The organism is Candidatus Salinivivens marinus, assembly GCF_965655845.1.
In the GTDB taxonomy this organism is placed as follows: domain Bacteria; phylum Pseudomonadota; class Alphaproteobacteria; order Rhodobacterales; family Rhodobacteraceae; genus Salinivivens; species Salinivivens marinus.
Genome location: NZ_CBFHHX010000002.1, coordinates 1 through 26,225, shown reverse-complemented (window position 1 = coordinate 26,225; position 26,225 = coordinate 1). Strand labels below are relative to the sequence as shown.

The 26,225-nt window shown below is 40.7% G+C and carries 25 protein-coding genes, 1 tRNA gene and 2 rRNA genes; 14 read left to right on the top strand and 14 right to left on the bottom strand.

Annotated elements, in window-relative coordinates; translation table 11 throughout:
- The 4 genes from ACTF5Q_RS02390 to ACTF5Q_RS02375 all read left to right on the top strand — a co-directional run bounded on the left by ACTF5Q_RS02390 (position 1) and on the right by ACTF5Q_RS02375 (position 3,144).
- A complete protein-coding gene (locus ACTF5Q_RS02390; protein WP_438953106.1) occupies positions 1 to 780 on the top strand; it encodes an SDR family NAD(P)-dependent oxidoreductase in 780 nt (259 codons plus the stop codon).
- Between the two features lie 26 nt (positions 781 to 806).
- On the top strand, positions 807 to 1,169 hold the full coding sequence (locus ACTF5Q_RS02385) for a cupin domain-containing protein (RefSeq protein ID WP_438953105.1): 363 nt from the start codon (positions 807 to 809) through the stop codon (positions 1,167 to 1,169).
- A 56-nt stretch (positions 1,170 to 1,225) separates the two neighbouring features.
- Positions 1,226 to 2,188 (top strand): aldo/keto reductase, encoded by a 963-nt coding sequence (locus tag ACTF5Q_RS02380; RefSeq protein ID WP_438953104.1) that lies wholly within the window; start codon positions 1,226 to 1,228, stop codon positions 2,186 to 2,188.
- Positions 2,189 to 2,298: 110 nt separating this feature from the next.
- Positions 2,299 to 3,144: a fumarylacetoacetate hydrolase family protein gene (locus ACTF5Q_RS02375; RefSeq protein ID WP_438953103.1), complete on the top strand. Its 846-nt coding sequence runs from the start codon at positions 2,299 to 2,301 to the stop codon at positions 3,142 to 3,144.
- 8 nt (positions 3,145 to 3,152) lie between these two features.
- Here ACTF5Q_RS02375 and ACTF5Q_RS02370 read toward each other — a convergent pair whose 3' ends face one another.
- From ACTF5Q_RS02370 to ACTF5Q_RS02360, 3 genes are read right to left on the bottom strand one after another with little or no spacing between them, the layout of a single operon-like run.
- Positions 3,153 to 4,157 (bottom strand): aldo/keto reductase, encoded by a 1,005-nt coding sequence (locus ACTF5Q_RS02370; RefSeq protein ID WP_438953102.1) that lies wholly within the window; start codon positions 4,155 to 4,157, stop codon positions 3,153 to 3,155.
- A gap of 24 nt (positions 4,158 to 4,181) precedes the next feature.
- The gene (locus ACTF5Q_RS02365; protein ID WP_438953101.1) at positions 4,182 to 4,928 is read right to left on the bottom strand and encodes an SDR family oxidoreductase; all 747 of its coding nucleotides are present in this window, start codon (positions 4,926 to 4,928) and stop codon (positions 4,182 to 4,184) included.
- A 24-nt stretch (positions 4,929 to 4,952) separates the two neighbouring features.
- A complete protein-coding gene (locus tag ACTF5Q_RS02360; protein ID WP_438953100.1) occupies positions 4,953 to 6,476 on the bottom strand; it encodes a UxaA family hydrolase in 1,524 nt (507 codons plus the stop codon).
- A 116-nt stretch (positions 6,477 to 6,592) separates the two neighbouring features.
- On the opposite strand from ACTF5Q_RS02360, the gene ACTF5Q_RS02355 reads away from it, so the two are divergent.
- The 3 genes from ACTF5Q_RS02355 to ACTF5Q_RS02345 are packed head-to-tail and all read left to right on the top strand — an operon-like array spanning position 6,593 to position 9,187.
- Positions 6,593 to 7,291, top strand: a complete 699-nt coding sequence (locus ACTF5Q_RS02355) for a GntR family transcriptional regulator (RefSeq protein WP_438953099.1) — start codon at positions 6,593 to 6,595, stop codon at positions 7,289 to 7,291.
- Positions 7,292 to 7,300: 9 nt separating this feature from the next.
- Positions 7,301 to 8,281 (top strand): sugar phosphate isomerase/epimerase family protein, encoded by a 981-nt coding sequence (locus ACTF5Q_RS02350; protein ID WP_438953098.1) that lies wholly within the window; start codon positions 7,301 to 7,303, stop codon positions 8,279 to 8,281.
- A complete protein-coding gene (locus tag ACTF5Q_RS02345; protein WP_438953097.1) occupies positions 8,282 to 9,187 on the top strand; it encodes a PfkB family carbohydrate kinase in 906 nt (301 codons plus the stop codon). It begins immediately after the preceding gene.
- On the opposite strand, the gene ACTF5Q_RS02340 is transcribed toward ACTF5Q_RS02345, so the two are convergent.
- Entirely contained in the window at positions 9,176 to 10,015 is an 840-nt protein-coding gene (locus tag ACTF5Q_RS02340) for an amidohydrolase family protein (RefSeq protein WP_438953096.1), read from the bottom strand. The two genes, ACTF5Q_RS02345 and ACTF5Q_RS02340, sit on opposite strands and share 12 nt — an antisense overlap.
- Before the next feature lie 153 nt (positions 10,016 to 10,168).
- On the opposite strand from ACTF5Q_RS02340, the gene ACTF5Q_RS02335 reads away from it, so the two are divergent.
- Genes ACTF5Q_RS02335 through ACTF5Q_RS02325 form a run of 3 tightly spaced genes read left to right on the top strand, consistent with a single transcriptional unit; the run spans position 10,169 to position 13,560 of the window.
- Positions 10,169 to 10,972: a BtpA/SgcQ family protein gene (locus tag ACTF5Q_RS02335; protein ID WP_438953095.1), complete on the top strand. Its 804-nt coding sequence runs from the start codon at positions 10,169 to 10,171 to the stop codon at positions 10,970 to 10,972.
- Entirely contained in the window at positions 10,969 to 12,057 is a 1,089-nt protein-coding gene (locus ACTF5Q_RS02330; RefSeq protein WP_438953094.1) for a M42 family metallopeptidase, read from the top strand. The genes ACTF5Q_RS02335 and ACTF5Q_RS02330 overlap by 4 nt, the downstream gene beginning before the upstream one ends.
- 9 nt (positions 12,058 to 12,066) lie before the next feature.
- On the top strand, positions 12,067 to 13,560 hold the full coding sequence (locus ACTF5Q_RS02325) for an FGGY-family carbohydrate kinase (protein WP_438953093.1): 1,494 nt from the start codon (positions 12,067 to 12,069) through the stop codon (positions 13,558 to 13,560).
- Between the two features lie 21 nt (positions 13,561 to 13,581).
- On the opposite strand, the gene ACTF5Q_RS02320 is transcribed toward ACTF5Q_RS02325, so the two are convergent.
- From ACTF5Q_RS02320 to ACTF5Q_RS02310, 3 genes are all read right to left on the bottom strand, one after another.
- Positions 13,582 to 14,499, bottom strand: a complete 918-nt coding sequence (locus tag ACTF5Q_RS02320) for a carbohydrate ABC transporter permease (protein ID WP_438953092.1) — start codon at positions 14,497 to 14,499, stop codon at positions 13,582 to 13,584.
- A 1-nt stretch (position 14,500) separates the two neighbouring features.
- Entirely contained in the window at positions 14,501 to 15,688 is a 1,188-nt protein-coding gene (locus ACTF5Q_RS02315) for a carbohydrate ABC transporter permease (RefSeq protein WP_438953091.1), read from the bottom strand.
- A 70-nt stretch (positions 15,689 to 15,758) separates the two neighbouring features.
- A complete protein-coding gene (locus ACTF5Q_RS02310) occupies positions 15,759 to 17,396 on the bottom strand; it encodes an extracellular solute-binding protein (protein ID WP_153692749.1) in 1,638 nt (545 codons plus the stop codon).
- Positions 17,397 to 17,602: 206 nt separating this feature from the next.
- Between ACTF5Q_RS02310 and ACTF5Q_RS02305 the strand changes: the two genes are divergently transcribed.
- From ACTF5Q_RS02305 to ACTF5Q_RS02295, 3 genes are read left to right on the top strand one after another with little or no spacing between them, the layout of a single operon-like run.
- Complete coding sequence (locus ACTF5Q_RS02305) at positions 17,603 to 18,670, top strand: ABC transporter ATP-binding protein (RefSeq protein ID WP_438953090.1); 1,068 nt, start codon at positions 17,603 to 17,605, stop codon at positions 18,668 to 18,670.
- Between the two features lie 24 nt (positions 18,671 to 18,694).
- Positions 18,695 to 19,147 carry an RbsD/FucU family protein gene (locus ACTF5Q_RS02300; protein ID WP_438953089.1) on the top strand — a complete coding sequence of 151 codons (453 nt, stop codon included), beginning with the start codon at positions 18,695 to 18,697 and terminating at the stop codon, positions 19,145 to 19,147.
- 5 nt (positions 19,148 to 19,152) lie between these two features.
- Positions 19,153 to 20,073: a ribokinase gene (locus tag ACTF5Q_RS02295; RefSeq protein WP_438953088.1), complete on the top strand. Its 921-nt coding sequence runs from the start codon at positions 19,153 to 19,155 to the stop codon at positions 20,071 to 20,073.
- Positions 20,074 to 20,109: 36 nt separating this feature from the next.
- Here ACTF5Q_RS02295 and ACTF5Q_RS02290 read toward each other — a convergent pair whose 3' ends face one another.
- Together ACTF5Q_RS02290 and ACTF5Q_RS02285 are read right to left on the bottom strand one after the other, a co-directional pair.
- Positions 20,110 to 21,168, bottom strand: a complete 1,059-nt coding sequence (locus tag ACTF5Q_RS02290) for a fatty acid desaturase (RefSeq protein ID WP_438953087.1) — start codon at positions 21,166 to 21,168, stop codon at positions 20,110 to 20,112.
- Positions 21,169 to 21,224: 56 nt separating this feature from the next.
- Entirely contained in the window at positions 21,225 to 21,584 is a 360-nt protein-coding gene (locus ACTF5Q_RS02285) for a hypothetical protein (RefSeq protein ID WP_438953086.1), read from the bottom strand.
- 256 nt (positions 21,585 to 21,840) lie between these two features.
- On the opposite strand from ACTF5Q_RS02285, the gene ACTF5Q_RS02280 reads away from it, so the two are divergent.
- A complete protein-coding gene (locus tag ACTF5Q_RS02280) occupies positions 21,841 to 23,343 on the top strand; it encodes an AMP-binding protein (RefSeq protein ID WP_438953085.1) in 1,503 nt (500 codons plus the stop codon).
- Positions 23,344 to 23,621: 278 nt separating this feature from the next.
- Here the strand turns inward: ACTF5Q_RS02280 and ACTF5Q_RS02275 are convergent, their stop codons facing one another.
- The 5 genes from ACTF5Q_RS02275 to ACTF5Q_RS02255 all read right to left on the bottom strand — a co-directional run.
- A complete protein-coding gene (locus tag ACTF5Q_RS02275) occupies positions 23,622 to 24,827 on the bottom strand; it encodes an MFS transporter (RefSeq protein WP_438953084.1) in 1,206 nt (401 codons plus the stop codon).
- 157 nt (positions 24,828 to 24,984) lie between these two features.
- Positions 24,985 to 25,245 carry a hypothetical protein gene (locus ACTF5Q_RS02270; RefSeq protein ID WP_438953083.1) on the bottom strand — a complete coding sequence of 87 codons (261 nt, stop codon included), beginning with the start codon at positions 25,243 to 25,245 and terminating at the stop codon, positions 24,985 to 24,987.
- A 564-nt stretch (positions 25,246 to 25,809) separates the two neighbouring features.
- Positions 25,810 to 25,886, bottom strand: a tRNA-Met gene (locus ACTF5Q_RS02265).
- Positions 25,887 to 25,916: 30 nt separating this feature from the next.
- Positions 25,917 to 26,031 (bottom strand): 5S ribosomal RNA (rrf, locus tag ACTF5Q_RS02260).
- A 72-nt stretch (positions 26,032 to 26,103) separates the two neighbouring features.
- Positions 26,104 to 26,225, bottom strand: a 23S ribosomal RNA gene (locus ACTF5Q_RS02255); the annotation flags it as partial.

Here is a 26,225-nt window from a genome sequence, read left to right as displayed (position 1 = left end):
ATGAACACTCCAGCATTCGAAAATTTATTAAACTTACAAGGACGTCACGCGCTGATTACCGGGGCAACTCAAGGCATTGGGCGAAGTATTGCACAACGCCTGACACAGGCAGGTGCTGAAGTCGTTTTACACTGCAGGGATGATCGCCCAGAACTGCATGCTTTGATTGATGAATTAAAAAAATTAAATAAGACAAAACCAAAGTATGTTACGGGGGATTTAAGAAAACCTGAAATTTGCAATGAAATAATGCGACATACTTTGGAAAAAGTTCCTAAGGTGGATATACTTATAAACAATGCAGCAATCCAACCAACTACGTCTTTAGAAAATATCACTGAAAAAGAAGTATCTGAAATGCTGACAATAAATTTGGCAACTCCATTACTTCTAATACAGGCGTTTTCTAAGCAAAAAATTGACAATGGATCGGTTGTTAATATTAGTTCAATAGAAGCCATTCGCCCAGCAATAAACCATAGCCATTATGCGTCCACAAAAGCCGGCTTACTCAATTTAACAATGTCTTCTGCACTAGAATTAGGTAAAAAAAATATAAGAGTTAACAGCATATGTCCCGGTTTAACGGATCGCCCTGGACTTGAGCAAGATTGGCCTGAGGGAGTAAAAAGTTGGCTAGATAAGGTACCACTTGGCAGATTGTGTAGAGGAGACGACATCGCCAATTCCACCTTATTCCTTGTAAGTGACGCATCAAGTTTTATTACAGGTGCATGCATTACAGTTGATGGGGGTATTAGTAGTGTCTCAGGCTGGTAATTAATAACCGATAACTGGAGTTCGTTATGCCAGAAATAATTGATAGCAAGAAAATTTCAGAGTTCTGGACATCAGAGCGTTGTTTTATCCTCGAAATTCTAAATGACCCAGCGCATCCCAAAAGTTCACTTGCAGTGGCTCGCGTTCCGCCAGGCGTGACAACACAATTGCATCGACTTAATGCTACTGAGGAAACATATATTATAAAAAAAGGTTGGGGAATTTTGGAAATAGACGGCGAAAAGTCAGAGTTAAAGCAAAGTGATGCTATTATTATTCCGGCCGGCGCCTCTCAAAGGATTTCAAATGATGGTCACGAAGACCTTGAGTTCTACTGCTTATGCACGCCCCGTTTTTCACCAGAATGCTATGAAAATTTAGAGGGTTAATATAAAACTCGTCAAACTCAATTTTTAATAATTGTCTAATGACTAAAGGAAATTAAATGGAAAAAAGTAGGATAAAAAATTCGAATATTCGAATTTCTAAGCTCTCCTTTGGGACTTCAGCTTTGGGGGACATGCCAGACACATATGGTTATAGCGTGGATGAGGGGCGAGCAAGAGAAACTATAAATGCTATTTTTGAAAGTGAGTGCAACCTGATTGATACCTCTAGGAATTATGGGTTCGGGAATGCCGAAAAAAGAATAGGCCAGGTAATCCAAGAACGGGGCGGTTTGCCAGATGGCTTTGTAATCTCTACAAAATTAGACCGTGACATGAAAACACAAAAGTTTGATGCAACAAGAGCACGCAAGTCCATTGAAGAAAGCCTGGATGCATTGAAGGTAGATAGTATTGGATTGCTACATCTCCACGATCCAGAACATTGTAGAGACATTACGGAAATCACCAGCCAACATGGCTCTTTGACCGAACTATTCAAGATGAAAGAAGAAGGCCTAGCCGAAACGGTTGGTTTAGCAATGGGCAAGACAGATTTAATGCTTGAAATAATTAAAGATTGGCCCTTCGATGCTATTATTAATCATAACCGTTTCACCATTCTAAATAGAAATGCAGATGAACTGTACAACTATGCTTATACAAATAACATCAGCATCATCAATGCAGCACCCTACGCGAGTGGTGTTTTAGCAAAAGGAACTGAAAGAAGCCGGCTAATCGCATATTCAGAAGCGACTGATAAGGAACTCGAGCCTGTAAAAGAACTAGAAAAAATTTGCCGCAAATACAATATCCCATTACCGGCCGCCGCACTACAATTTTCACTGAATGATAAGAGGATTAGCTCTACTCTTGTTGGCGTAACGAAACCCAAAAGGGTTATTGATACGATTGAGTTATCAAAATTTATTATCCCGAATGAGGCGTGGGACGAAATTAATCAACTCCCTTATACTACTCATGATGTAGAGGCAGCTCGCGAATATAAACCTGGCTAATGAACTTTCCAGCCATAAATTCCTTACAAAAATCAAAAATATATCCTTTAGTATTTAATGTTTAATGTATAAGGCTATGTTTAATTGTCTGCTTAACTTTTGAGGATGAAATGAAACTTTTAAGATACGGTGATACAGGCTTTGAAAAACCCGGACTGATGGATAGTGAAGGGGATATCAGAGATCTGTCTGCAGTAGTTGATGATATCACAGGTGCAGTATTGGATGAAGACAAGCTTGCGGATCTGAAAGCCCTTGATCCTGCAACATTACCTCTCGTTAGCGCTGATACGAGACTGGGACCTTGCGTTGGCCAAGTAGGTAAGCTTATGTGTATTGGCTTGAACTACGCTGATCACGCAGAAGAGACAGGTGCCGATATACCAGAACACCCTATCTTGTTTATGAAAGCCAATTCCGCAATTAATGGCCCAAACGACGACATTATACCACCTAGAGGTTCAAAATATACTGATTGGGAAGTTGAATTGGGTGTGGTAATTGGAAAAGCCGCTAAATACGTAGATGAGAATAATGCGTTAGATTATGTTGCAGGATACTGTTTGGTTAATGACGTTACAGAGCGCAAATTTCAAAGCAAACTTTCAGGTCAATGGACCAAAGGAAAATCATGCGATACGTTTGGCCCCATTGGTCCATGGATGGTAACGAAAGACGAAATTGGCGACCCTCAAAATCTAGATATGTGGCTAGATGTTAACGGGCAACGCATGCAAACTGGTAATACGAAAACAATGATTTTCAATGTAAAACAAATTGTTTCCCACCTATCTCAACTTTTTACACTATACCCAGGTGATATTATCTCAACTGGAACACCGCCCGGTGTTGGTATGGGAATGAAACCAAATCCTATTTTTCTTAAAGATGGAGACGTAATGACTCTTCACGTTGATGGGCTTGGCCAGCAAACTCAAAAAGTTAAATTCGAATAATACAAATATTAGATCAGATTAGGAACTGGGGCTTGTTCCTCGATTAAACCACTGTCCCTCACAGAGGACCAAAACTCGTTAGGAATTTTTGTCTGATACCAGTCCAAGATTTGTAGTAATTCACTTTTCGTTCTTGGACCCGGTATTACTGAAGAAATTATGTTATTCGCCAGAGGAAATTGGATTGCAGCGGCACCGAGTGGAATTGAATGTGCTTGGGCAATTTCATTCAATATTGCTGCTTTTTTAATTACTTTTTTTGGCGCCTTTGAGTAGTTCCAGGTTTCCCTGCCAACTAAAACCCCAGAATTGAACGGGCCACCACAAATTATACTCGTTCCTTGCTGAGCACACTTCGGAAATAGTTCAACCAAAGCGGTTTGTTCCAATAAGGTATATCTACCTGCCAATAGAAATACATCCCAATGACCGATGTTCATTACATCCAAACAGATCTGATTTTCATTGACTCCTAAACCAATAGCCGAAACAAGACCGGCATCTTTCAATTCAATTAAAGCCCTATATCCTGATTGAGCCAAATCACGAAAATAACTTTCATTTTGTTCGCCATGTTGAAAAACACCGATATCATGGACTAGCAGGATATCAATTCTATCGAGGCCAAGCCTTTGAAGATTATCCTCGTAAGCTCTGATAATTCCATCATAACTATAATCATACTTTACATTGAACGGAAGAGGATCGACCATCCCATAATTTGACGGGTCACTCACAGCTCCAGGCGCAAGTAATCTTCCAACTTTGTCAGATAAAATATAATTAAAGCCCCTAATACAGTCACCAACAACACGTTCTGATCTACCAAAACCATACCAAGGAGCCGTATCAAAATATTCTATACCATTTTCCATAGCGGCATGAATGAGGGCGGCAGCTTCTTCCCGGCTGAGATCGACCAAATTCCCACCTAATGGAGCACAGCCAAGACCCAATTCACTTATTTGAACATTTGTCTGACCAATATTTCTTTTGGGAATATTTTGTATCATTAATCCGTTAAAATTTCCAAAATGTTAAGTATTTGTCCATCCGCCATCAATCGAAATCGCTTGCCCGGTCACAAAAGAACTCTCATTCGATGCAAGATAAATTGCCAACTCTGCAATTTCATTTGGCTGACCTATTCTACCCATAGGCTGCCGATCAACAAAAGCTTTTCTCACATCTTCTATCTCTTTTTCATTAGTTGCTCGAGATCTTACCCTTTCATGCCAGCTAGGAGATTCTACTGTACCTGGACATATCGCATTAGCCCTTAAGCCCTGAGTTATAAAATCAGCCGCAATTGATTTCATCATTCCAATCACTGCTGCTTTTGATGCGCCATAAATAAAACGATTTGGTGCTGCGATCAGTGAAGAAACGGCTGAGGCGACAAATATTATGCTGGTGTTTTCACGTTTCAGCATATTTGGCAAAAATGCCTTTGTAACTTGATAGTTTCCTTTAACATTTAAGTTCATCGAAAAATCATAGGCCGCCTCATCACAATCTAGTATAGACCCGTGATGAACATAGCCGGCACAGTTAAACAAAATATCAACGCTAGCATATCTTTCGGCAAAGCTGTTTAAAGTGCTACTATCTAAAACATCTAACTGTGAAGTTTCTATTCCTAGCTTCTGTAATTCTGCAAATGAATTAGTATTTATATCAGTAGCGATGACGCGAGCCCCTTGTTCTGCAAAAGCAACTGCAGTTGCCCTTCCGATACCAGCTCCAGCCGCAGTTATCACAGCTGTCTTTCCCTTAAGCCTCATAAATTGCTCCCGAATTATAAAACATTACATAACCGCACCAATTTGCCACGGTACGAATTCCGAACCACCAAACCCAAGCTTTTCACTTTTAGTTCTATGACCGGACGCAACGCTAACTATTTGATCAAATATTTGTTTGCCTTTTTCTTCAAGGGTAACTCCACCTTCGATTATGTCTCCACAATCTAAATCTATATCACCGGACATTCGACGATACATACTTGTATTGGTTGATAGTTTTATGCAAGGAGACGGCTTGTAACCTGAAACTGATCCTCGTCCCGTTGTGAAGACAATTATATTTGCCCCCGACGCTATTTGCCCTGTGACTGAACATGGATCATATCCAGGGCTATCCATATACACAAACCCCTGAGTAGTAATTTTTTCTCCATATTCAAAAACACCCGCCAATGGTGCAACACCGCCTTTGGCCACCGCACCAAGCGACTTTTCAAGGATAGTGGTCAAACCACCCCGCTTGTTGCCTGGAGATGGATTATTATTCATTTCACCACCATTTCTGGCTGTGTAGTCTTCCCACCAGCTAATCCTATCTAATAATTTTTTCCCAATTTCTTCCGTTAATGCTCTACGAGTTAAAAGATGCTCAGCACCATAAATTTCAGGAGTTTCAGACAATATAGAAATACCGCCATTTTGAACAAGAATATCAGAGGCTACACCTAATGCAGGATTGGCAGTTATTCCCGAATAACCGTCAGATCCTCCACATTGCAAGCCAACTGTGAGTTTCGAAACTGATGTCGGTTGTCTGGTGGACTGGTCCGCACATTCTAATAATTCTGTTAAAATGCTTATGCCCCGCTCAATTGTCCTAGAAGTCCCACCCTCATTCTGAATTGTCATGTAGCGGAAACTGTCCTCGCTCTGTAACCTGCTTTTACCAACTAGATCGGCAATCTGCATAACCTCACAACCCAGGCCAATGAGTAAAATGGCTGCAAAGTTGGGGTTTCTTGCGTACCCTGAAAGTGTTCGAAATAATAATTCATAACCTTCGCCAGAATTAGCCATCCCACACCCGCTACCATGAACAATTGGAACAATCCCATCGATATTTTTATAGCGCTTTAGTAACCCACTTTTTTCAGCTTCCTCTGCAACAAATTTAGCTACACTTCCCGAACAATTAACAGAAGTCAGAATCCCGATATAGTTGCGTGTGCCTACTTTGCCATCATCTCGGTGATAGCCTAAAAACTCAGCATTAACCTCAACATTGAATTTATTTTGAGTCTCAGTAGCAAATTGATATCCTGTTTTATGATCAGTAAATTCGATATTGTGTGTATGCACATGCTCTCCAGCTAAAATAGCTGTTGTTGACCTACCTATTATTTGGCCATACTTAAAAACAGCATCTCCACGAGCTATTGCTCGTTTTGCAACTTTATGTCCTTTTGGAATATCTGTCTTAGCGGTTAGACCTAACTCGTCTATCAAATCATCCTTTAAGATCGCTGTTAATGCAATTGCGACGTTGTCTTTATCACCTAAAACAATTGTTGAATGCGGTTTATGCACTTTGGATACTTTCGGCTGTAACTACAGTAGCTGTTGCCAGTTAGATAGTAGTTATACTAACATGTTAGTATTATCTACTATCCTTAGATGATTGCAATAGCTAAGTATTAAAGTTAATGACACTGACACTAAAAATACGTACCTTGGATAATTTCCAAGGATCACTTACAGACAGAACCTTTCTAGCCATTCGCGAAGCAATAATGGAGCTCAATTTTTTGCCTGGCGAAATAATTCGCAAACATGATATTTGCAATACTTTAGGGGTATCGCGTTCCCCTGTCTCAGAGGCTTTGGCAAAGCTTAGAAACGAAGGTTTGGTTGAGGTTGTTCCGCAGTCGGGAACATTTGTTTCAAAATTTTCACTGCAGGATATAAAAGAAGGGGCCTTTTTGAGAGAAGCTATAGAATTAGCATGTATTGAAATCCTTGCCTCCAACATATCAGAGAAGCAACTTATAGATCTAAATAGAAACCTAAAATTGCAGAAAGTCTTGGCTGAAACCGATGATTATCAAGGTTTTTATCAATTGGATGCCGAAATGCATAGTATGATTATGGATTTTACGGGGTATAAAAATCTAGCAAAAGTGACAAAGACTGGGTGGGTTCAAGTCGATAGAGCACGTCAGCTATTGTTACCAGTCCACGGTAGACTAAAAAAAGCATTTCAAGAACATAGAGCTGTAATTAAAGCCTTAGAAAAAAACGATGTTGCACTTGCTAGGGAAAAGATGCGAACCCATTTAAACCAACTTATCTTGTTGCTAACACCCCTTGAAAAAAAACATCCGCATCTTTTTGAAAATAGCTGAGGCATTTTAGTGAACCATCCAAAAACATCCCCCAAATACGCTGCAAGACTAAACGCCTTTAAGTCATTGGCGAACAATCGAGGCATACTGGGGATGATTGAAGCCGCCGGGCTCGTTGATGGGATGGATGCAGCAGACTTAAATTTTCCAGACCATATTTCGTCAACCGAAGAAAAAGACATTATAAAAGCACTTAATGATAACGGGCTAAAATTAAATGGTTTGGCAATGCGCTATTACTCTGAGCCTGCTTTTGCCCTTGGAGCGTTTACAAATCCCGACAAATTAATAAGACAAAAAGCTATAGACTTAACTAAAAGAGGAATTGATACTGTAAAACGCATGAGTGGCGATGTAATGACTTTGTGGATGGGTCAGGACGGGTTTGACTACCCAATGCAAGCTGACTACTCCTCGATGTGGGAAAATACACTGGATGCACTTGATCAAGTCAGTGCTCATGATCCAACTTGCAAAGTTGCTATTGAATATAAACCAAATGAACCCAGAGCTAATGCTCTTCTTCCTAATATGGCTACAACTTTACTCGCAATCAGAGAGGTAAGAGCAGATAATATTGGCGTAACTATAGACTTTGCCCATATATTATACGCAGGTGAAATGCCTGCTTTCTCAGCATTTTTGGCAAATCGTTATTCAAAAATATTTGGGATTCATTTGAATGATGGATATGGAAAGCGAGATGATGGTTTGATGGCCGGAACGATCAACCCAATCGCCACGGTTGAACTTTTTATTCAATTGAAAAAACTAAATTACGAGGGTGTTATTTACTTCGATACATTTCCAGATCATTCCGGCTTAAATCCAATAGAAGAATCAAATACGAATATTTTAATTGTTAATCGATTAAAAAAAATAGCGAACAATTTATACCAAAACACTGAATTAAACCGCGCAATAGAAAGACAAGACGCCACAATCTCTCAAAGATTAATAGCACTAGAACTATACGGAAATAAAAATTAGATGGCTGGCAAAATACTTGTGTTAGGATCTTTGCACCTGGATGTTATTGTACACTCCTCAAGGCTTCCAAAACCGGAGGAAACGTTACTTGGTGATAAAGTTTCATATAGATTTGGAGGCAAAGGAGGCAATCAGGCACTAGCTGCTGCCAAAATAGATGTTCAGGTTTTTATGGCAGGGCGGATTGGAACCGACAATTTTGGCAAACAAATCTACGATACTCTCTCGAACCAGAATATAAATTTAGACGGACTTAAAATGGTGGATGAAGCTACCGGCATGAGCGTTGCATTGATTGGTTATGATGGTATCTATTCTGCAGTAGTAGTATCAGGTGTAAATCAAACAATTGATTTATCGGAGATCGCCCTCCCAGATGATTTATCCGTCCTTGTTTTGCAAAATGAAATAAACACTAATGCAAATTTTGACATTGTAAAAAAAGTTCCAGAATCTACATTCGTTATCTTTAATGCCGCTCCGGCGTTAACCCCTAACAAAGATTTTTTTGAGCGAATAGACTTATTAATTGTCAATCAATTGGAAGCAAAAATGCTTATAAACGAGGAATCCAGTATATTTAACAACTTCGATGCTCTTCAGAAGTTACAAAATTTAGGTCCTAAAGAGGTAATTATAACTTTAGGCGCTGACGGCTATACGGGTATATCTAAAAATGGAGAAATTTTTTCTGAACCTGGAATAAAAGTGGATGTGCTATCAACGCATGGAGCAGGAGATAGCTTTGTAGGAACACTTGCAGCATTTATTTGCAAAGGTGAGCCAATCAGTGTTGCTGCACAATACGCACAAGCTTCATCAGCATTGCACGTAAAAACACCAATCGATCAGCGTGAGAAAATTTTACAAGCTGATATAGAATATATGTTTTCCTTAAACCAATAACTTGTATGCCTTGATAGCATTTTTCCCAAATACATTAGCTTTGTTATCACTTGAGAGATGAGCTGTAAGCTCAGAGGCTGTACCGTGCCACGCATCGTACTCCGCACGCAATCGACATACTGGCCAATCTGAGCCCCACAAAATTCTATTTGCTCCAAATTTCATTAAAATATGCTCAACATATGGTCGCAGATCATCGATGATCCAATCTTCAGATGCTTCAGTAATTAAACCTGAGAATTTTATATATGCAGGTGTATCTTCAGCTAATGCCGAAATACCATCCGCCCAAAAATTAAAATTATCTTGTGAATGATTTTCTATTCTTGGCTTCATAAAATGATCAATAACAGTTCTCATATCTTTGTGCTTAAGCAAACATTTTCTAAAATTCTCAAGATGCTTTGGAAATCCTAAAGCGTCAAACGTTAGATCCATTTCTTTGATGGCAGCAAACGCCCATTGAATATCATCCCTTAGAACCCAAGTCTCATCAGGTATATCCTGAACCATTGGACGTACCCCCACAAATTTTGGATGCTTTGACAGACGCTCTAATTGAGAATAATCGGTAGCTTTTTCAAAATTTACCCATCCCACAACACCCGCAACGACCGTCGAAGAGTCTGCTATTCCTAAAAGATACTCGGTTTCTTCAATACTGGGTGCTGCCTGGACCAATATTGTCTTATCAATACCAAGTTTTTTTAAATACGGCTCCAGATCATGTTGTAAATAAGTTCTATAGAGAATTTTATTATCCTCAGGCATCCAGCCATAATCTCCCCTGGCTGGATTCCAAAAATGTTGATGAGCATCAATTTTCATTTACTCTCCCACGTTAAATCATAACTTTTTTAACTTAATGTAAAAAAATTTTTTTAATAATAACTATTTTATTAACCAATTCCATAAAATATCCTTGGGTAGAAATTTAATTAACGGTAAGCTGTTCCAAATATAAAAAACCAGAGGTTTGAATTGAAAAATTTTGAAAGCATCCTCAGAAACAAAAAGCCTGTGATCGCAATGGTCCATCTTGGAGCTTTACCCGGCACACCACTTTATGAAGAAGATGACGGGTTAGAGGGCATTGTAAAAAATGCACATAAAGACCTTACTGCATTACAAAATGCTGGTGTTGATGCAGTAATGTTTGGCAATGAAAATGATCGGCCGTATGAGTTGACGGTAGATGCCGCATCAACGGCGACAATGGCATATGTAATTGGATCCCTCAAAAGAGAGATTAAAATACCATTTGGCGTTAATGTTTTGTGGGATCCGATGGCAACAATTGCTCTTGCTGCCGCAACTGGAGCAGCCTTCGTCCGTGAAATATTCACCGGTACCTATGCATCAGATATGGGGTTCTGGGCTCCAAATGCAGGGCAAGCACTTAGGTATAAGAAACGCCTTGGGATAGATGATGTACTGACTCTTTTTAATGTATCCGCTGAATTTGCCGATAGTCTTGATCGCAGGCCTCTGCCAGATAGGGCACGAAGTGCAGTCTTTTCATCTATACCTGATGCTGTATTGGTATCAGGTGCGATTACGGGCGAGGCCGCTAAATTAGAAGACCTAGAAAGTGTGAAAAAAGTTTTACCTGAAACGCCCGTATTGGCAAATACAGGCGTGACCCACGAAACAGTAGAACAAGTTTTCGATATTGCAGATGGATGTATTATCGGATCGGCTTTGAAAGTTGATGGTAATACCTGGAACCCTGTTGACCCCGATCGTGCCAAATCATTCATGGAATTGGTTAAAAAAATAAGATGAAAGCACGTATAAAATCAGATTTGATGGAGTTGATGATGGTACCGGGACTGTCTGGCCATGAAGATCTTATTCGTGCTGAAATAAGAAAAAAGCTAAAGACTGAAGACATACAATGCGCGTCCGATCGCCTAGGAAATCTCATATCTACCTTCAAAGGGGATGCAGGTCCATCCGTAATGGTATTTGCACATATGGATCAACTAGGGTTTGTTGTACGCAAAATTAATGATGATGGTATTATAAAAGTTGTTCGCATGGGAGGAGTGCCAGAACGAGCCCTTTTATCACAATCAGTCATTCTTTACTCTAAACACAAGCCTTACCTTGAGGGTATAATCTACAATAAAAGCCATCACATTACTGAGCCCAATGAAAAGTATATTGTTCCAAAAGCATCCGAGATTAGTATTGATACTGGTTTAAGAAGCAAACTTGAAGTGGAACAGTACGGTATAAAAATTGGTTCGCCTGTAGTATATAAACCGCAATCCCTTGAAGTGAAAAATGACTGCATCGCTGGAACATCGATCGATGACCGAGCCGGCTGCGCTGTTCTTTTAGAGTTAGCGCGGCATCTTAAGAAAAGAAAAAATGGTCCAACAGTTCACATTGTATTTTCAGTACAGGAAGAATTTAACCTCAGGGGCGCAATGAGCGCAGCTCATCAGGTCAAACCAGATATTGCTATTCAAATTGATTTGATGCTGGCGACCGATACTCCAGAAACGCACGACTATGGCGAAATGGAACTAGGAAAGGGTCCAGGTATGTCATTATTTTCTTTTCATGGACGGGGAACACTGAATGGGGTCATTCCTCACCCAAGTCTAGTGGATCTGATGGAGCAAAGTGCGGATCTAAAAAATATAAAGCTACAGCGTAGCGCTCAGGTAGGAGTTTTAACAGACTTATCATATATCCAGCAATTGGGAAACGGTGTTGCATCAATAGACATGGGCTTTCCTATGCGTAATAGCCATTCAAGCTTAGAAATATGTAATATAAATGATCTCGTTTCATTAGAGGTTTTATTAGAAACTGCCTTGTCCAATATAACTAGCGAGTTTTCATTGATACGGAGTTAATATCCACCCATGCAATATTTTTTAGGGATTGATATAGGAACATATGAGTCAAAGGGCGTTTTAACTGATAAAGACGGATTTGTTCTCGCCAGCGCAAATCATCCTCACAAAATGTTAATTCCGGAGCCGGGATGGGCAGAACATAGACCTGAGGAAGATTGGTGGAACGATTTTGTTACAATAACAAAAACAATACTTAAATCTTCACAAATAAATCCTAAAAATATTTCCTGTATAGCAACTTCTGCAATTGGTCCGTGCATGCTACCTGTTTCACCGCAGGGTGAACCATTAATGAATGCTGTTCTGTATGGCGTCGATACGAGAGCCGAAAAGGAAATTAACGAGTTAAATGAAGAAATAGGGAAAGAAAATATCCTGCAGAGCTGTGGTAATGCTTTAACCTCACAATCCGTTGGCCCCAAAATTCTTTGGCTAAAAAAAAATTGTCCTAAGATTTACCAAAAAGTTGGCAAAATCTTGTCCTCGACTTCCTATCTTGTCCAAAAACTGACCAACGAAAATGTAATAGACCACTACACCGCAGCAAATTTTACTCCGTTGTATGATATAAATAACCTCAAATGGACTGATGCACTGACTAGCAATATAATTGAGATTGAACGACTCCCAAAACTTATGTGGACTACTGAAATTGCTGGCTATGTATCAAAGTTAGCAGCTGATGAAACCGGTCTAGCACCAGGAACGCCAGTGACTGTCGGTACAATTGATGCGGCAGCAGAAGCCGTGAGTGTCGGCGTTTGTGGCGCCGGTGATATGATGATGATGTATGGATCCACAATTTTTATGATCCAAGTAACCAATAAAAAAATAATAGATGAGCGTTTATGGTACGCACCTTGGCTTTTCAAAGGCTTGCACGGTTCCATGGCAGGCCTAGCAACATCAGGTACCCTAACCCACTGGTTTAGAGACAATTTTGCAAAAGAGATACCGAAAGACAAAGCTTTTGAAATACTAGCAGCTGAAGCGGCTGAAGCGCCACCTGGTGCAAAGGGGCTGATTGTCTTACCGTACTTCTCAGGAGAGAGAACGCCAATACATGATCCAAAAGCGAGAGGTACAATTTTTGGTTTAGATTTAACTCATAATCGAGCAGATATTTTTAGAGCTTTCTTAGAAGGCATCGCAATGGGTACTGCACATGTATTTGACACCTATGAGGCCATTGGACATAAACCAAAAAAAGTCATGGCTGTTGGAGGCGGGACTAAGAATAATATCTGGATGCAAGCAACCTCTGATTTCAGTAAGATTGACCAAGTGATATCTGAAAAAAGTACAGGAGCTAGCTACGGGAACGCGTTTTTGGCTGCTATCGCAGTAGGTGCAGTTTCGCAAAGCGATATAACAAGATGGAACCCTGCTCTATCTACAATAAAAACACAGCACTCAGCATTTCATACACAAAAAAATCAACTTTTCAGGCAACTTTACAAAGACTCCAAAGCTGTCGCACACGCAGTGGCTGGTTCCTAATAACAAATAAATAATTTGAGTTTACTTAACCGCACCTGCAGCCATACCTTTAATAATATAGCGCTCAAGTATAATGGCTATTACAATTAAAGGAAGAATAGCTGCAAAGGATAATGCAGCCATAGACCACCATGAAATACCCTGTGAACCAGTCTGGCTAGCCACCATAACAGGCAAAGTTTTTGCATGAGAGGATGTTAATAATGCAGCAAAAAAATATTCGTTCCAAGTGAGTACTAATGATAATATAAATGCTGCAACCATGCCCGGAAGTGCTATTGGCATTATAATTGTTGTAAAAGCACCCCAAATCGACAAACCGTCAACTAATGCCGCTTCTTCAAGTTCAGTAGGTATCGAACTGAACTGGTCTCGCATAATCCATATCACTATGGGTAAAACTGTCAGCGTATATAGTAGAATTAACCCGATGCGGGTGTCCAATAGGTCTAGCGATTTATACAGAACCAAAAAAGGCAAAGCTAGCACCACAGGTGGCAGTATAAGCTGACTCAAAAAGAAAAATGAAATGTCAGAATTCCTCATAAAACCAAAGCGATAATTGAAGCGGGACAGACCATAGGCCGCACAACTCCCCAAGCCAACTGCAAGTATAGAAGAGCAAACTGAAACTATAGCGGAGTTCCAAAACCGTTTGAGAAACTCTTCTCTTACAGTTGACTCAATTCCAATTGTTTCTGGCGATAGACCCAAAGAACGCCATCCAAGCCATTTGGGAGTAAAGTCGACCCAAGGAATTATATTACCTTTCATTACATCGGGAGCCATTTTAAATGATGTTGTAATGGTCCAATAAATGGGGAAAAGACATATAAACGCCCAGAGCAAAAGGATCGAGTAGACAAATACACGACCGGTGAGCCAAGATGCTGAAAATTGCCGATCGCTTTCACTATCTCTGAAAATTTGATTATTCATATTAATACCTTGGCTTCATCCATCGATCAGCGAGCTTAATGAGAATTGTCATAGCTATGACAATAATGACCAAATATACTATCGCTAACAAAGTACCATACCCGACATTCGATCGGTCTCTATATTCACGAAAAATAAAGCTTGTAACGCTATCTGTGGCGCCTCCTGGCCCACCTGAAGTAATATTTATAATAATATCTGCAAGCTTTAACTTAAAAATTATCCTTATCAGGACTGCTGTGATACTCACCGGTAGCATTAGCGGAAATGTAATTTCCAGGAACTGACGCCAGCGAGATGCGCCATCGACTTCAGACGCTTCATAAAGTTCACGGGGAATAGCTTGCAGTCCAGCCAAAATCATGATCATCATAAATGGTATAAAGGTCCATGCATCCATGGCCATGATCATTGTCCGAGCAATACCAGCAGAGCCAAAAAATGAGGGGCTAGCCCAGCCAAACCACTGTGCAAGATCAGCAATATAAATACCAGGATAGTACAAAAGCGCTGGAAGATCTTCTGATGGCTCAGAAGCAAGCCAGCGTAAAAAACGAGATATTGGCCCAAATCTAATCTCCAACATTGACTTTCCAATCATCCAGCTAACCGCCACAGGAGACAGCATTAATGGTAAAAGAAAGGCTACCCTAAAGAATTTACGAGCTCGGATTTGACTATTTAGTAATATAGCAAGGCCAAATGCTACGGCATATTCGATTATAATAACAGTCGTATACCAAACCATATTCTTTAAGGCATTCCAATAAAAAGGATCACCCCACATTTGCCTTACATTGTCCAGACCATTAAAAGTTCGGCCATCTGGGGACGAAAGGTTCCAATCTGAAAATGCTATTACTAATCCGAATAAAAGTGGGAATACCACCATAGAAATGACGAAGAGCGCGGCCGGCAATACGAATAAAACTCGTTTTCCATGCTCTCCACGAGTTAAAACCTGAGAAACACACAAACAAAAAGCCCAAAAAACATATGCATATAATGATGGTCGCCACGTTTCTAGATCAATAGTAAGATAAGAGTTCGTATCTAAAGCCTGTATAAAAAGCGTAAAGGCCAGAATTATGGCCGAACCCCAAACGAGGAATTTTCCTAATCGTTTTTTGTTATTTGAAATATCATCAGCCGTTACAACGTGAAGCTTGTCACCTTCTTCTGTGCTCATGAACTATTTTCCTGTAAAATAGCAGTAGTTGCTGAGGCCGATATTCAAGTATCGGCCTCGCAAGTTTCTTTTAAAGCCCCAATGCAGCTTTATACAGCTTTATTTGACTTTCACGACCGATTTGATCGGTAATTTTTTCCCATGCGACCGCTATAGCATCAGCAGTTTCTTGTGCAGATCCATACTGTCCTGCATAACCTTTCGCAAGTTCATCCTCTGCTACAGAATAGTATTGGAAGATACCAGGGATTCTCGGCTCATTTAGCGAATTTGGATGATTATAAGTATCGAGATTTGAACCTAAATAATCTTCCACGAACGCTCTATCGTAACCAGCCGCTTCCCACTCATCATAATTAAAATGTGAATTTCTATATGGTTGGAAACCAGAAGGATAGGCTGAGGTCCAAAGCGAAATATCTTTACCGCCGATATGAGCTGCGGCTGACCATGCTGCTTTCCTCTTTTTAGCATCACCTTCTACACGATTAGTTACGTATACACCCCAACCGAGATAAGCATTATTTGGTGCCTCATTATAGGTATTTTCCCAAGCACCCTTGCTATGGTTATATACTCGATCAGAGCCAGGAATAGCGCTAAATCCAACCACATCACCGATTACCGACGTATCAGATGTGCGAGCATTAGATCCAATATCACCCCACCAAGTGAGCATTGACCCAGTTCCCGCAAGGAACTGTTGGAATCCAGTAGTACCAGGATCAGCATTTATTTGATCTGCTGGATACGCACCCTCTATTTTTATGAGATCCATAACATCTTGTATCGCCTGAACCCAACCCGGGTTGTTTATACGAGGCTTCATAGTATCAATATCAAATAAGAAAGCAGGATCATCAGGATGTTTCACATAAGGCCCGGCTCTATCGGTCAAGAAATACATTCCGAAACCGCCCCATCCCTTAAGAGGATCCAAGAATCCATGCGCTGGAAGCCCAGTGAGTGGATCTGTCTTGCCAACAACATCTTTAGATATCTGATTGACTTCTTGCCAAGTATTTGGTGGGTTCATTCGCCCAGTAATCGACCCTGTGCCAAAGTAGTCTTTTCGATAACAAAATGTATGACAATCACCATCAATATTTATTCTGTAGGCTTTTCCGTCCCATGTACCTACTGGTGGTTGCAGGTATCCAACCAAATCATCATACTCAATTTGATCCTTCACCCATTCAGGCATTTCATTCAACAAACCCTGACCAGCGGTATCACCCTCGAAAGGTGCACCCATCTCTATAATGTCAAAGTCGACAGTCTTAGTAGCAATTGACTGTTGTAGCCTTGGGTTATAATCAGCTTGAGCCAAATCAATCCAATTGATTTTTGCCCCTGTGTACGCTTCCCAAGGCTTTAAAAACCCTCTGAAAAGAAAGTTATGCAAGTTTTGGTTGTTCAAACCCATAAAGGTCAACTCAACGCCCTTGAATTCTCCCTCTGCAACTCTCTCCTTTACTGGTCCCATGCAAAGTTCACCAACCTTTTGCCACTCAGGGTCACCAGGTGATCCCATCCCGACACCAGGAATCTTCATAATTTCAGCTCGCACACCTCCATGTGCACCAGCAGTGGCGGCTCCTCCTAAGCCACCCATTGCAGCAACTGCACCTAAACTCGCCGAACCCTTCAACATTTTACGTCGGCTCATTTGCGCAGAAACTATAGCATTGTATAAGTCTACTTTCACAGATCTTCCTCCCAGTTAGCTCTACTAAATTACTTAACAATAAACTCAAAATCATCTCAAAGAGATTCTCTTGAATACTGATAATATCAGTCTCTCAGTGACCGCTTAACAAGTCAAGAACTAACATGTTAGTATGCTAAAGTAATGGACAGACGAAAATTTTAATATTAGTTGTGAAAAGAAAAACATCAGAAGGTTTACGTAGTATGGCAGAGGTAACAATCCGAGATTTAAAAAAATCCTATGATGACCTGCAAGTTCTACATGGCCTAGACATCGACATACATGACGGTGAATTTGTAGTTTTAGTGGGGCCTTCTGGCTGTGGTAAATCCACATTACTCAGAATGATTGCAGGTTTAGAGAGCATAAGCGGTGGATCAATTCATATTAATGAACGTTTGGTTAACAACCTCCCCCCAGCCGAACGAGACATTGCAATGGTTTTTCAGAACTACGCTCTCTATCCCCATAAAACTGTGCGAGGAAATATTTCTTTTTCTCTGCGAATGAAGGGTTTATCTAAAAATGATATTGAGGATAGGGTGCAAAAAGCAGCAGAAATTCTAGGCCTGCTCCCATACTTAGACCGCTATCCAAGAGCATTATCTGGCGGCCAAAGACAACGGGTGGCGATGGGAAGAGCAATTGTGCGGGATCCACAAGTTTTTCTTTTTGATGAACCACTTTCTAATCTAGATGCAAAACTTCGCGTACAAATGCGAACAGAAATTAGAGAACTACACCAACGCTTAAAAACGACAACTATTTATGTAACGCATGATCAAATTGAAGCGATGACAATGGCTGATAAAATTGTTGTATTACAAAACGGCGTTATCGAACAAATTGGCTCTCCCTTGGACCTTTACGATAATCCTGCAAATCAATTCGTGGCAGGCTTTATTGGATCCCCCGCGATGAATTTCTTTACTGGGGATGTTGAAGTTCATGAGAATAAGTTAGTTGCACGTCTTAATAGCGGTACTCTTCCATTAAATGAAACCAAACATATTTCTGCTGGCCAGAAAATAAAAATAGGTATTCGTCCAGAGAACTTAATAATCACTGACTCAGGGATATCCGCAACAGCTTCTGTAATAGAGCCCACTGGACCCGAAACACATGTTGTCCTTCGCGATATAGAAGGATCAGAAATAACATTAGTTTCAAGGGAACGACGGAACTTCGAGGTTGGAGAAAAGCTCCATTTAACCGTGAAGCCAAACAATATGCACATATTCGATTCAGAAAACGGAAATAGTATAACTTGAACCATTTATTTTAGGAGGCCACTAATGCTAAAAGGAATAGATAATAGATTAAACGCAGAAGTACTTCATGCTTTGCGATTGATGGGTCACGGAGACGTTTTAATAGTCGCAGATACAAATTTTCCGTCAGACTCTATATCAAGATCCACAGTTTATGGAAAACTTTTAAGGATGGAGAATTTAAGTGCTGCTGAAACCATAGATGCGATTCTTTCCGTTATGCCTTTGGATACATTTGTTGATGATTTCGCAGGTAGAATGGAGATCGTGGGAGAACCAGACACACTACCACCTGTCCAAGAGGAAGTGCAAAAATTAATTATAAAGAATGATGAGAGAAAAAGACCTATGATTTCAATCGAGCGCTTTGCTTTTTATGATTTTGCAAAAACCAGTTATGCCGTCATACAGACTGGAGAACGACGGTTTTATGGATGCTTTATGCTTAGAAAAGGTGTCATACCACCAGAAGAGTGATAAAAATGTCTAATAAAAATATAGTAATTCTTGGGGTCTTTGTTGCGGATACAGCATACCGTGCATCGCGCCAACCAGAAATGGGCGAAACAATAATCGGAAATGAGTTCTCTCTAGGACCGGGAGGCAAGGGATCTAACCAAGCAGTCGCTGCGGCGTTGGCAGGGGGAAATGTACATTTTATATCACGCCTTGGAAAAGACGATTTTGCCAACATGGCCATAAGACTTTGGGAACAATCTGGCATCGAACCACATGTGACTCAGCATTCGGATAGCTACACTGGTGCAGCGTATATTTTTATAGAAAACAGCAGTGGAAATAATGCAATAATCGTCAGCCCTGGAGCCGCTGCAGATATAAACGACGATGATATATTGGCTAATAGGGAATTAATTCAACGATCACGCGTATTTATGACACAACTTGAGCAGTCACTTGATGCTGCGAATACAGCTCTCGCTTATGCTAAAGAAGGGGGGTCAATCACTATCTTAAATCCCGCTCCTGCCCAACCGTTGGGTGAAAATATTCTAAGACTATGCGATTTTGTTACTCCAAACGAAATAGAGGCAGAACAGATTACCGGGATACCTGTTAAAACTATTAGTGATGCAGAGGTTGCAGCAGATAAGTTACTTGAAAAAGGTGCCAGCGCTGCGGTAATTACGCTTGGGGAACAAGGTGCACTGTTTAAAGATAGTAAACAAATAGTCCATCAACCATCATTTCAGGTTGGGCCAATTGTTGAGACTACTGGTGCTGGAGACGCCTTTAATGGAGGACTTGCTGTAGCATTAGCAGAGGAAATGCCAATTGATAAAGCACTTCGTTTTGCATGTGCCACAGCTAGCATTTCAGTAACACGACCAGGCACAGCACCATCAATGCCAGATAGAAATGAAATAGACACACTACTCACATAACGTAGTTTCCTGTCATAGATGGGAAACTTTTAAAAATTATACCGCATCAGATAAATGATGATTGTAGGGTTTTGCAGTCGATGGGAGCTCCCTATTAATCCGATACTCAGGATCACTTAGCTGCCGTCTTAAAGCATAAAACACCTCTTTCAATCCATCTACAAAACCATGGTTTGGTTCAGGTAAATCATGCTTAATTAGCCGGTGTAATCGCGGAAGATTATGATATGGAACCATGGGAAACATATGATGCTCCACGTGATAATTCATGTTCCAATATATAAATCTACTAAAGAAATTCATATAGACTGTCCGAGTATTTAATCTGTGGTCAAGTACATTATCAGCCAGACCAGTATGCTGGAGCAAACCTGTCATAATTAAATGCCATGAGCCTAAAATAGCTGGACCAACGCCGACAAGCATCAGTGGCAAAATAGATTTTTTAATCAATGCTAAAAGCACCACACAAATCACAATTAAAACCCATACTCTTGCTATTTTCTGCGCCTCATCCACATATTGAGGAGGCGTGAACTCCCGCTCTTCTTCACTCAATCCTTGCACTGCGTGACGAAAAGTTGCTTTCAAACCCTCAAAGGTGTGTAGACCAAAAAACAGCATTGCAACTTTGATTAAATCTGGCGGCCGCATGGTTACTATCTCGGCATCGCGACCAACAATGATTGTATCTGTATGATGTCTTGAATGACTCCACCGCCATAAAACTGGATTCCGAAAAAGCATAAAGCAAGCTATTTGATAAACAAAGTTATTCATCCATTGGGTTTTAAATGCCGTTCTGTGGCCTGCTTCATGCCACCTACTGTCGGCACCCGCTGTATAAAGCAGGGAATAAACCAGCCAAAATGGTATACAATAAAGAGTGCCCCATAGCAAAACACCCAGGATCGCCGTTGATAAAAGTAAGAGATAATATATCAAAATATCCCTAATCGCAGGTAAATCTCTGCGCTGCATAAGGTCTTTCATGTCTTCTCTTGAGATATCACTATGATACCACTTTGCAGCAGCCAGTCCCTTTTTTTCAGCATCTTTAGCAGAAGGCCCCAATAAACTGTAATCACGAAGCATTTTCACAAACCTGTTATTTCAAGTAACATCGCTCTCAAATATTATTAAATAAAATTTTATGTCAAATATATAGCGCTCAATTGGATTAGGGCGATTACCACAAAGATGATCGCAAAAAGTATTTTTAATATGGGAAACGGTATTGACTGCATAGCATTCCCATAGTTTGAGCTCTTCATCTTATCATCCATATCACTGACTAAAAGTGTCATATTTGTAAGTAGTCTTATTATCCCAAAAGAACCAATTAAACACGGCCCAATGACTGAAGCCGCAACCACACTTTCTTTTCCCTCAATATCCGCAAATACAATAACCATCATTGTGGATAATTGAGAAATTGTCGTAAGCACCATCACTATCATAAAATAATAGAATGTACTTGTTTGAATAGATGCTCTTAAAGTTTGATCCATTTTAGTCCCTCCTATGGCTAACGTAAGTTTAGCAAGCCAAGAACTAACTTTCTACATGTCTCGAAAATAACGTAAAGTAATTTTTCTGGTATAATACTGATCTTCTTTACAATTTTGTAAAATCAGGAAACAAAACCCTAAATTTAAAACTTTTCATTAAACAACAATAATATTAAAAACCCGAAGGTTATGCTAAATTGTGATCATGTGAATTCCTAAATAAATTAACTGAGTAAGAAGATTAAAATTTTGATAAATGGCTAATCCTTTGTATGACAATCTGATAGGTAAGCATGCAACTAATGACGCATGCTTTTTGAGGCAACCTGGAAAGCCAACTGTTAGTTTCCGTCAATTTTCTGAACGAACAAGCCAGGTTGCAAATCTACTTTTGAAACATGGCCTTAAGCCTGGAGACCGAGTTGCAGTACAGGCATCTAAAACTATAGAAATGGTCATCTTGTACGGAGCGACCATTCAAGCAGGAGGTGTTTTTCTTTCATTAAACACAGATTATAAGAAAGATGAAATCTCGTACTTCATCAAAGATGCTTCTCCAAAAATCTTTGTATGTGACCCGCAGAAACGAATAGAGCTAGAGGACATCGCAGACCAAGTTGCTTCGCAAGTCTTAACTTTGGACAAAGATGGGCAAGGCAGCCTGCAATCTCAAGCCAATATGTTGTCGAAAACATTCAACACTATAGATAGGGGACCTGATGATTTAGTCGCCCTTCTATATACTTCCGGCACTACAGGACGGTCCAAAGGGGCGATGCTAACGCAGAATAACTTGCTCTCGAATGCAAAAACTTTGAAAAATTTATGGGAAGTCAATGAAGATGATATTCTTATTCATGCATTACCAATCTTCCACACCCATGGCTTATTTGTGGCTTTAAATACGGCGTTACTGGCCGGGGCTGAGGTAACCTTTTTACAGAAATTTGAAATCACCGAAATTATTGAGGCAATACGCGCTTCAACACTTATAATGGGTGTCCCAACTTTTTATACCCGGCTGTTAGCAGATGAACGACTTACAGCGCACCTTGCAAAAAATATGAGATTATTTATCTCAGGAAGTGCACCACTTTTAGCCGAAACTCATGAAGAATTTACCAGGCGGACAGGCCACTACATTCTAGAAAGATATGGAATGACCGAAACAAATATGATCACTTCTAATCCATACAATGGTGAAAGAAGACCTGGCACGGTTGGCAAACCCTTACCTGATGTTGAAATCCAAATAAATGATTCACAAACGGGAAGGGAAAATGCCGACGGCGAGATTGGCATGATAGAAGTACGTGGACCAAATGTTTTTAAGGGTTACTGGAATATGCCTGACAAAACTGCTCTTGAGTTAAAGGAAAATGGATTTTTTATTACAGGTGATTTAGGGAAATTGAGTTCTGATGGATACTTATCGATTGTGGGTAGAGAAAAGGACTTGATAATAACTGGGGGTTACAACGTGTACCCCAAAGAGATTGAGGATGTGCTGAACGAACTAGAGAAAATTGATGAAACAGCAGTGTTTGGTATTTCGGACACCGATTTTGGAGAACGAGTGGTTGCTGCTGTTGTGATGGCAGAAAATGAAAGTTTCGATAAAAGCGAAACTGAGATTTTTGTTAATCACAAATTAGCTCGCTATAAGCAACCCAAGGAATACTTTGTATTAAAATCTCTGCCAAGAAATTCAATGGGCAAAGTTCAGAAAAACGAATTACGAAAACAATTTTCCATGTGACGAGCTTACTGCAAACTCCTCAGGAGTTGAAACAAGATGAAATAATATTAATTTAACATAAATTGCATCAGTTCGTCATCAACTTGCCACACCGCCCATGTACTCCAAGACGCCCCTGAAACCCAGCTAATGCTTTTCTTGCAGCGCTAATGCAATCTTAGAATTCGGTCGTCAGATCTTTATGCAGACTGAACCCCTGCAACTCAATGTCGCGATCAGAGTCAAAAAGCCAGTTGCGGTGATCTTCAATTTCACGCGGAGCAAGGCAAGCGCCAATTTTAAGCGGAGTCATAAGCAAGGTTCCTTCTTGGATCTTCAATTTTCATATAGGCGAGGAATGAAACAAATACGCAAAGCGCCATGACTGCGAAACTCCACCATCCACCATAAGTTTGCGTTAACCAGGCAAAGACAAATGGAGCGGTTGCGTTGACTGCCATTGACACGGACGCAATCCATCCCAAGCGCACCCCGTATCCTTTATTACCAAAAAGTGCGAGTGGAAGCGTTCCGCGAACAATCGTTTTAATGCCATCGCCCATTCCATAGATTGCGGCTGCTATCATGAGTCCAGGCAATGTAAAGCCAATAAACAAAAGTACAGCAAAACCAATAAACTGGAGCGATAATGCGAGAAGGTAAGTACCCAGCGGGTGCATGTTTTTAGCGATAAGCATTTCAAAAAACCGCCCAACCGTCTTAAAGGGTCCTATGACGGCTCCGGCTAGGGCAGCCATAGCCACAGTATGCCCAAGGTCTTGTACATTAGTAACCCAAAGAGCCATTACAGCACCCATCAGGTAACCAGAGAAGATAAAGGAAATTACCATCCAAAGCATCCCACGCTTACGGGCAGCGCCTTGCAGCTCAGGCCAATCGCTTCCTTTTTCCTGATTTTCCAATACTGTGAGATGTGCTGGACCACGTAGAGCAAACCCATGAATCGGTAGGCACACAATAAGATAAGCCACCCCGAGGATGACCCAGGTAGTCTGCCAGCCATGTTCATTGAATAGAAAAAGTGTCAGCGGCCAGAAAACTGTCGAGGCAACGCCACCAAAAAGAGTGATGATTGAGATTGAGCGCTGCGCGGGAACGCTCAGATCAAGGCGCACCACTGCGGCAAAGGCAACGTTATACAGTACGAACATGCCCGCGCCTTCAGCAACAATGATCGTGACAAGAAGCTGCTGCCAATTGGTGACTTGACCCATGGAGATTAAAGCCAGCCCCGCAACGAGCGAACCGCCTACCATTATCCAACGGCCGCCAAAACGGTCCGTCAGGCTCCCTGAAAGAGGCGAGAAAAGCCCGCCAAACAACAGACCTGCCGAAAGTACACCAAAGATCTGGCTCAGACTCAGCCCAAGTTCTATCGCCATATGCGGCAAAAGCACAGCGTAGGCGTACATGAGTGTACCGTAGCCCATGATTTGCGTGATACCCAGGCCAATAGCAGGAAGATAATCAAAATTAAACCTCATGCAATCAATGGCACCCTACTGTACATGCTCGTTTCATGGGCATATAAGAACTCCACAAATCGTGCTTTAGAATTAGTAATTGTTAAGCTTTGTGAAATAAAATTCTTCAAAAATGCGTCTTTCAAAATAACGTTCCAACAGTTGGCAGCAAAGTAGGTTAACCCTTCAACCTTCGAACATGCTGAAGTGAAGTTAATTTACCATACGACAATTCAGCGAAAATCATAAAGATATTCTCACCATTTTCTTCCATTGTAAGTCCGGTTAAGACCAATGCACTAATACTTTGATATAGCGACTTAAAAGTCACCCCGCCTCGGGAGTTTCGAATGAGATCAAACCATTGAACTTTATTCCGAGCATGCGTTTTAAGACCTGATTTCGTTAATGAAATCCAAACCGCCTTTTCGTCAATCATTCTATCTAGCTGGTCTGGTATTTCTTGGTTATTATGCGCTTCCTAAGAAGCATTGATAAAATTATCTCCACAAGACATCAGTTACTCAACATTTTAATTATTAAGCAGTTATAATATGAGAATGAAACAATTTTCTCACAGCCAATCAAAAATTTTATGACACGCACCTATGCTCAAGAACCTATTTATTATTCCTGTACTGCCACTACTTGGGCAGCTTCACTCTTATCAATTGACAAAGTTTACCTTATCCACCGTCCTATCAATGTATGCGTCAAAACCCCCTCATACTTCCGATAACGGGGACTTTGTCATTTCAATCGTTGGGGAATGAGTTATACCCATTTGAGCAAGCTAGATCTCCAACAGTTTACTAACGTATATTATCTGGTGTTGATTGAGTATCATCTCAATACGCCCAGATTTCTATATAACGCGAAAAAGAAGTTACAGGCATGTTTTACAGTATTCTAACGTAGCAACGAACGCGGCAATATTTCTGAGGCGCTCGATGAGATACGAAGCCGTTACGTTCTTAGGTTATTGTATTTGTTCGCTTAATTTTGGTTGCGGGGAGAGGATTTGAACCTCTGACCTTCAGGTTATGAGCCTGACGAGCTACCTGGCTGCTCCACCCCGCGACAGAGGTTGTGTATATTGCATTTTATTAGGTTTGGCGGTGACTTACTCTCCCACACCTTAAGATGCAGTACCATCAGCGCGACAGTGCTTAACGGCCGGGTTCGGGAAGGGACCGGGTGTTTCACTTGTGCTATAGCCACCAAACCGAATAAAATGCAACGTACACCAATTGTACGTGATTGAGAGATACAAATTTTAATCTGACTATTTCTGAATCAAATCAAGCCTATCGGGCAATTAGTACCGGTCAACTGAACATGTTACCATGCTTACATCTCCGGCCTATCGACGTGGTGGTCTTCCACGGCCCTCAGGGATACCTTGTTTTGAGGGGGGCT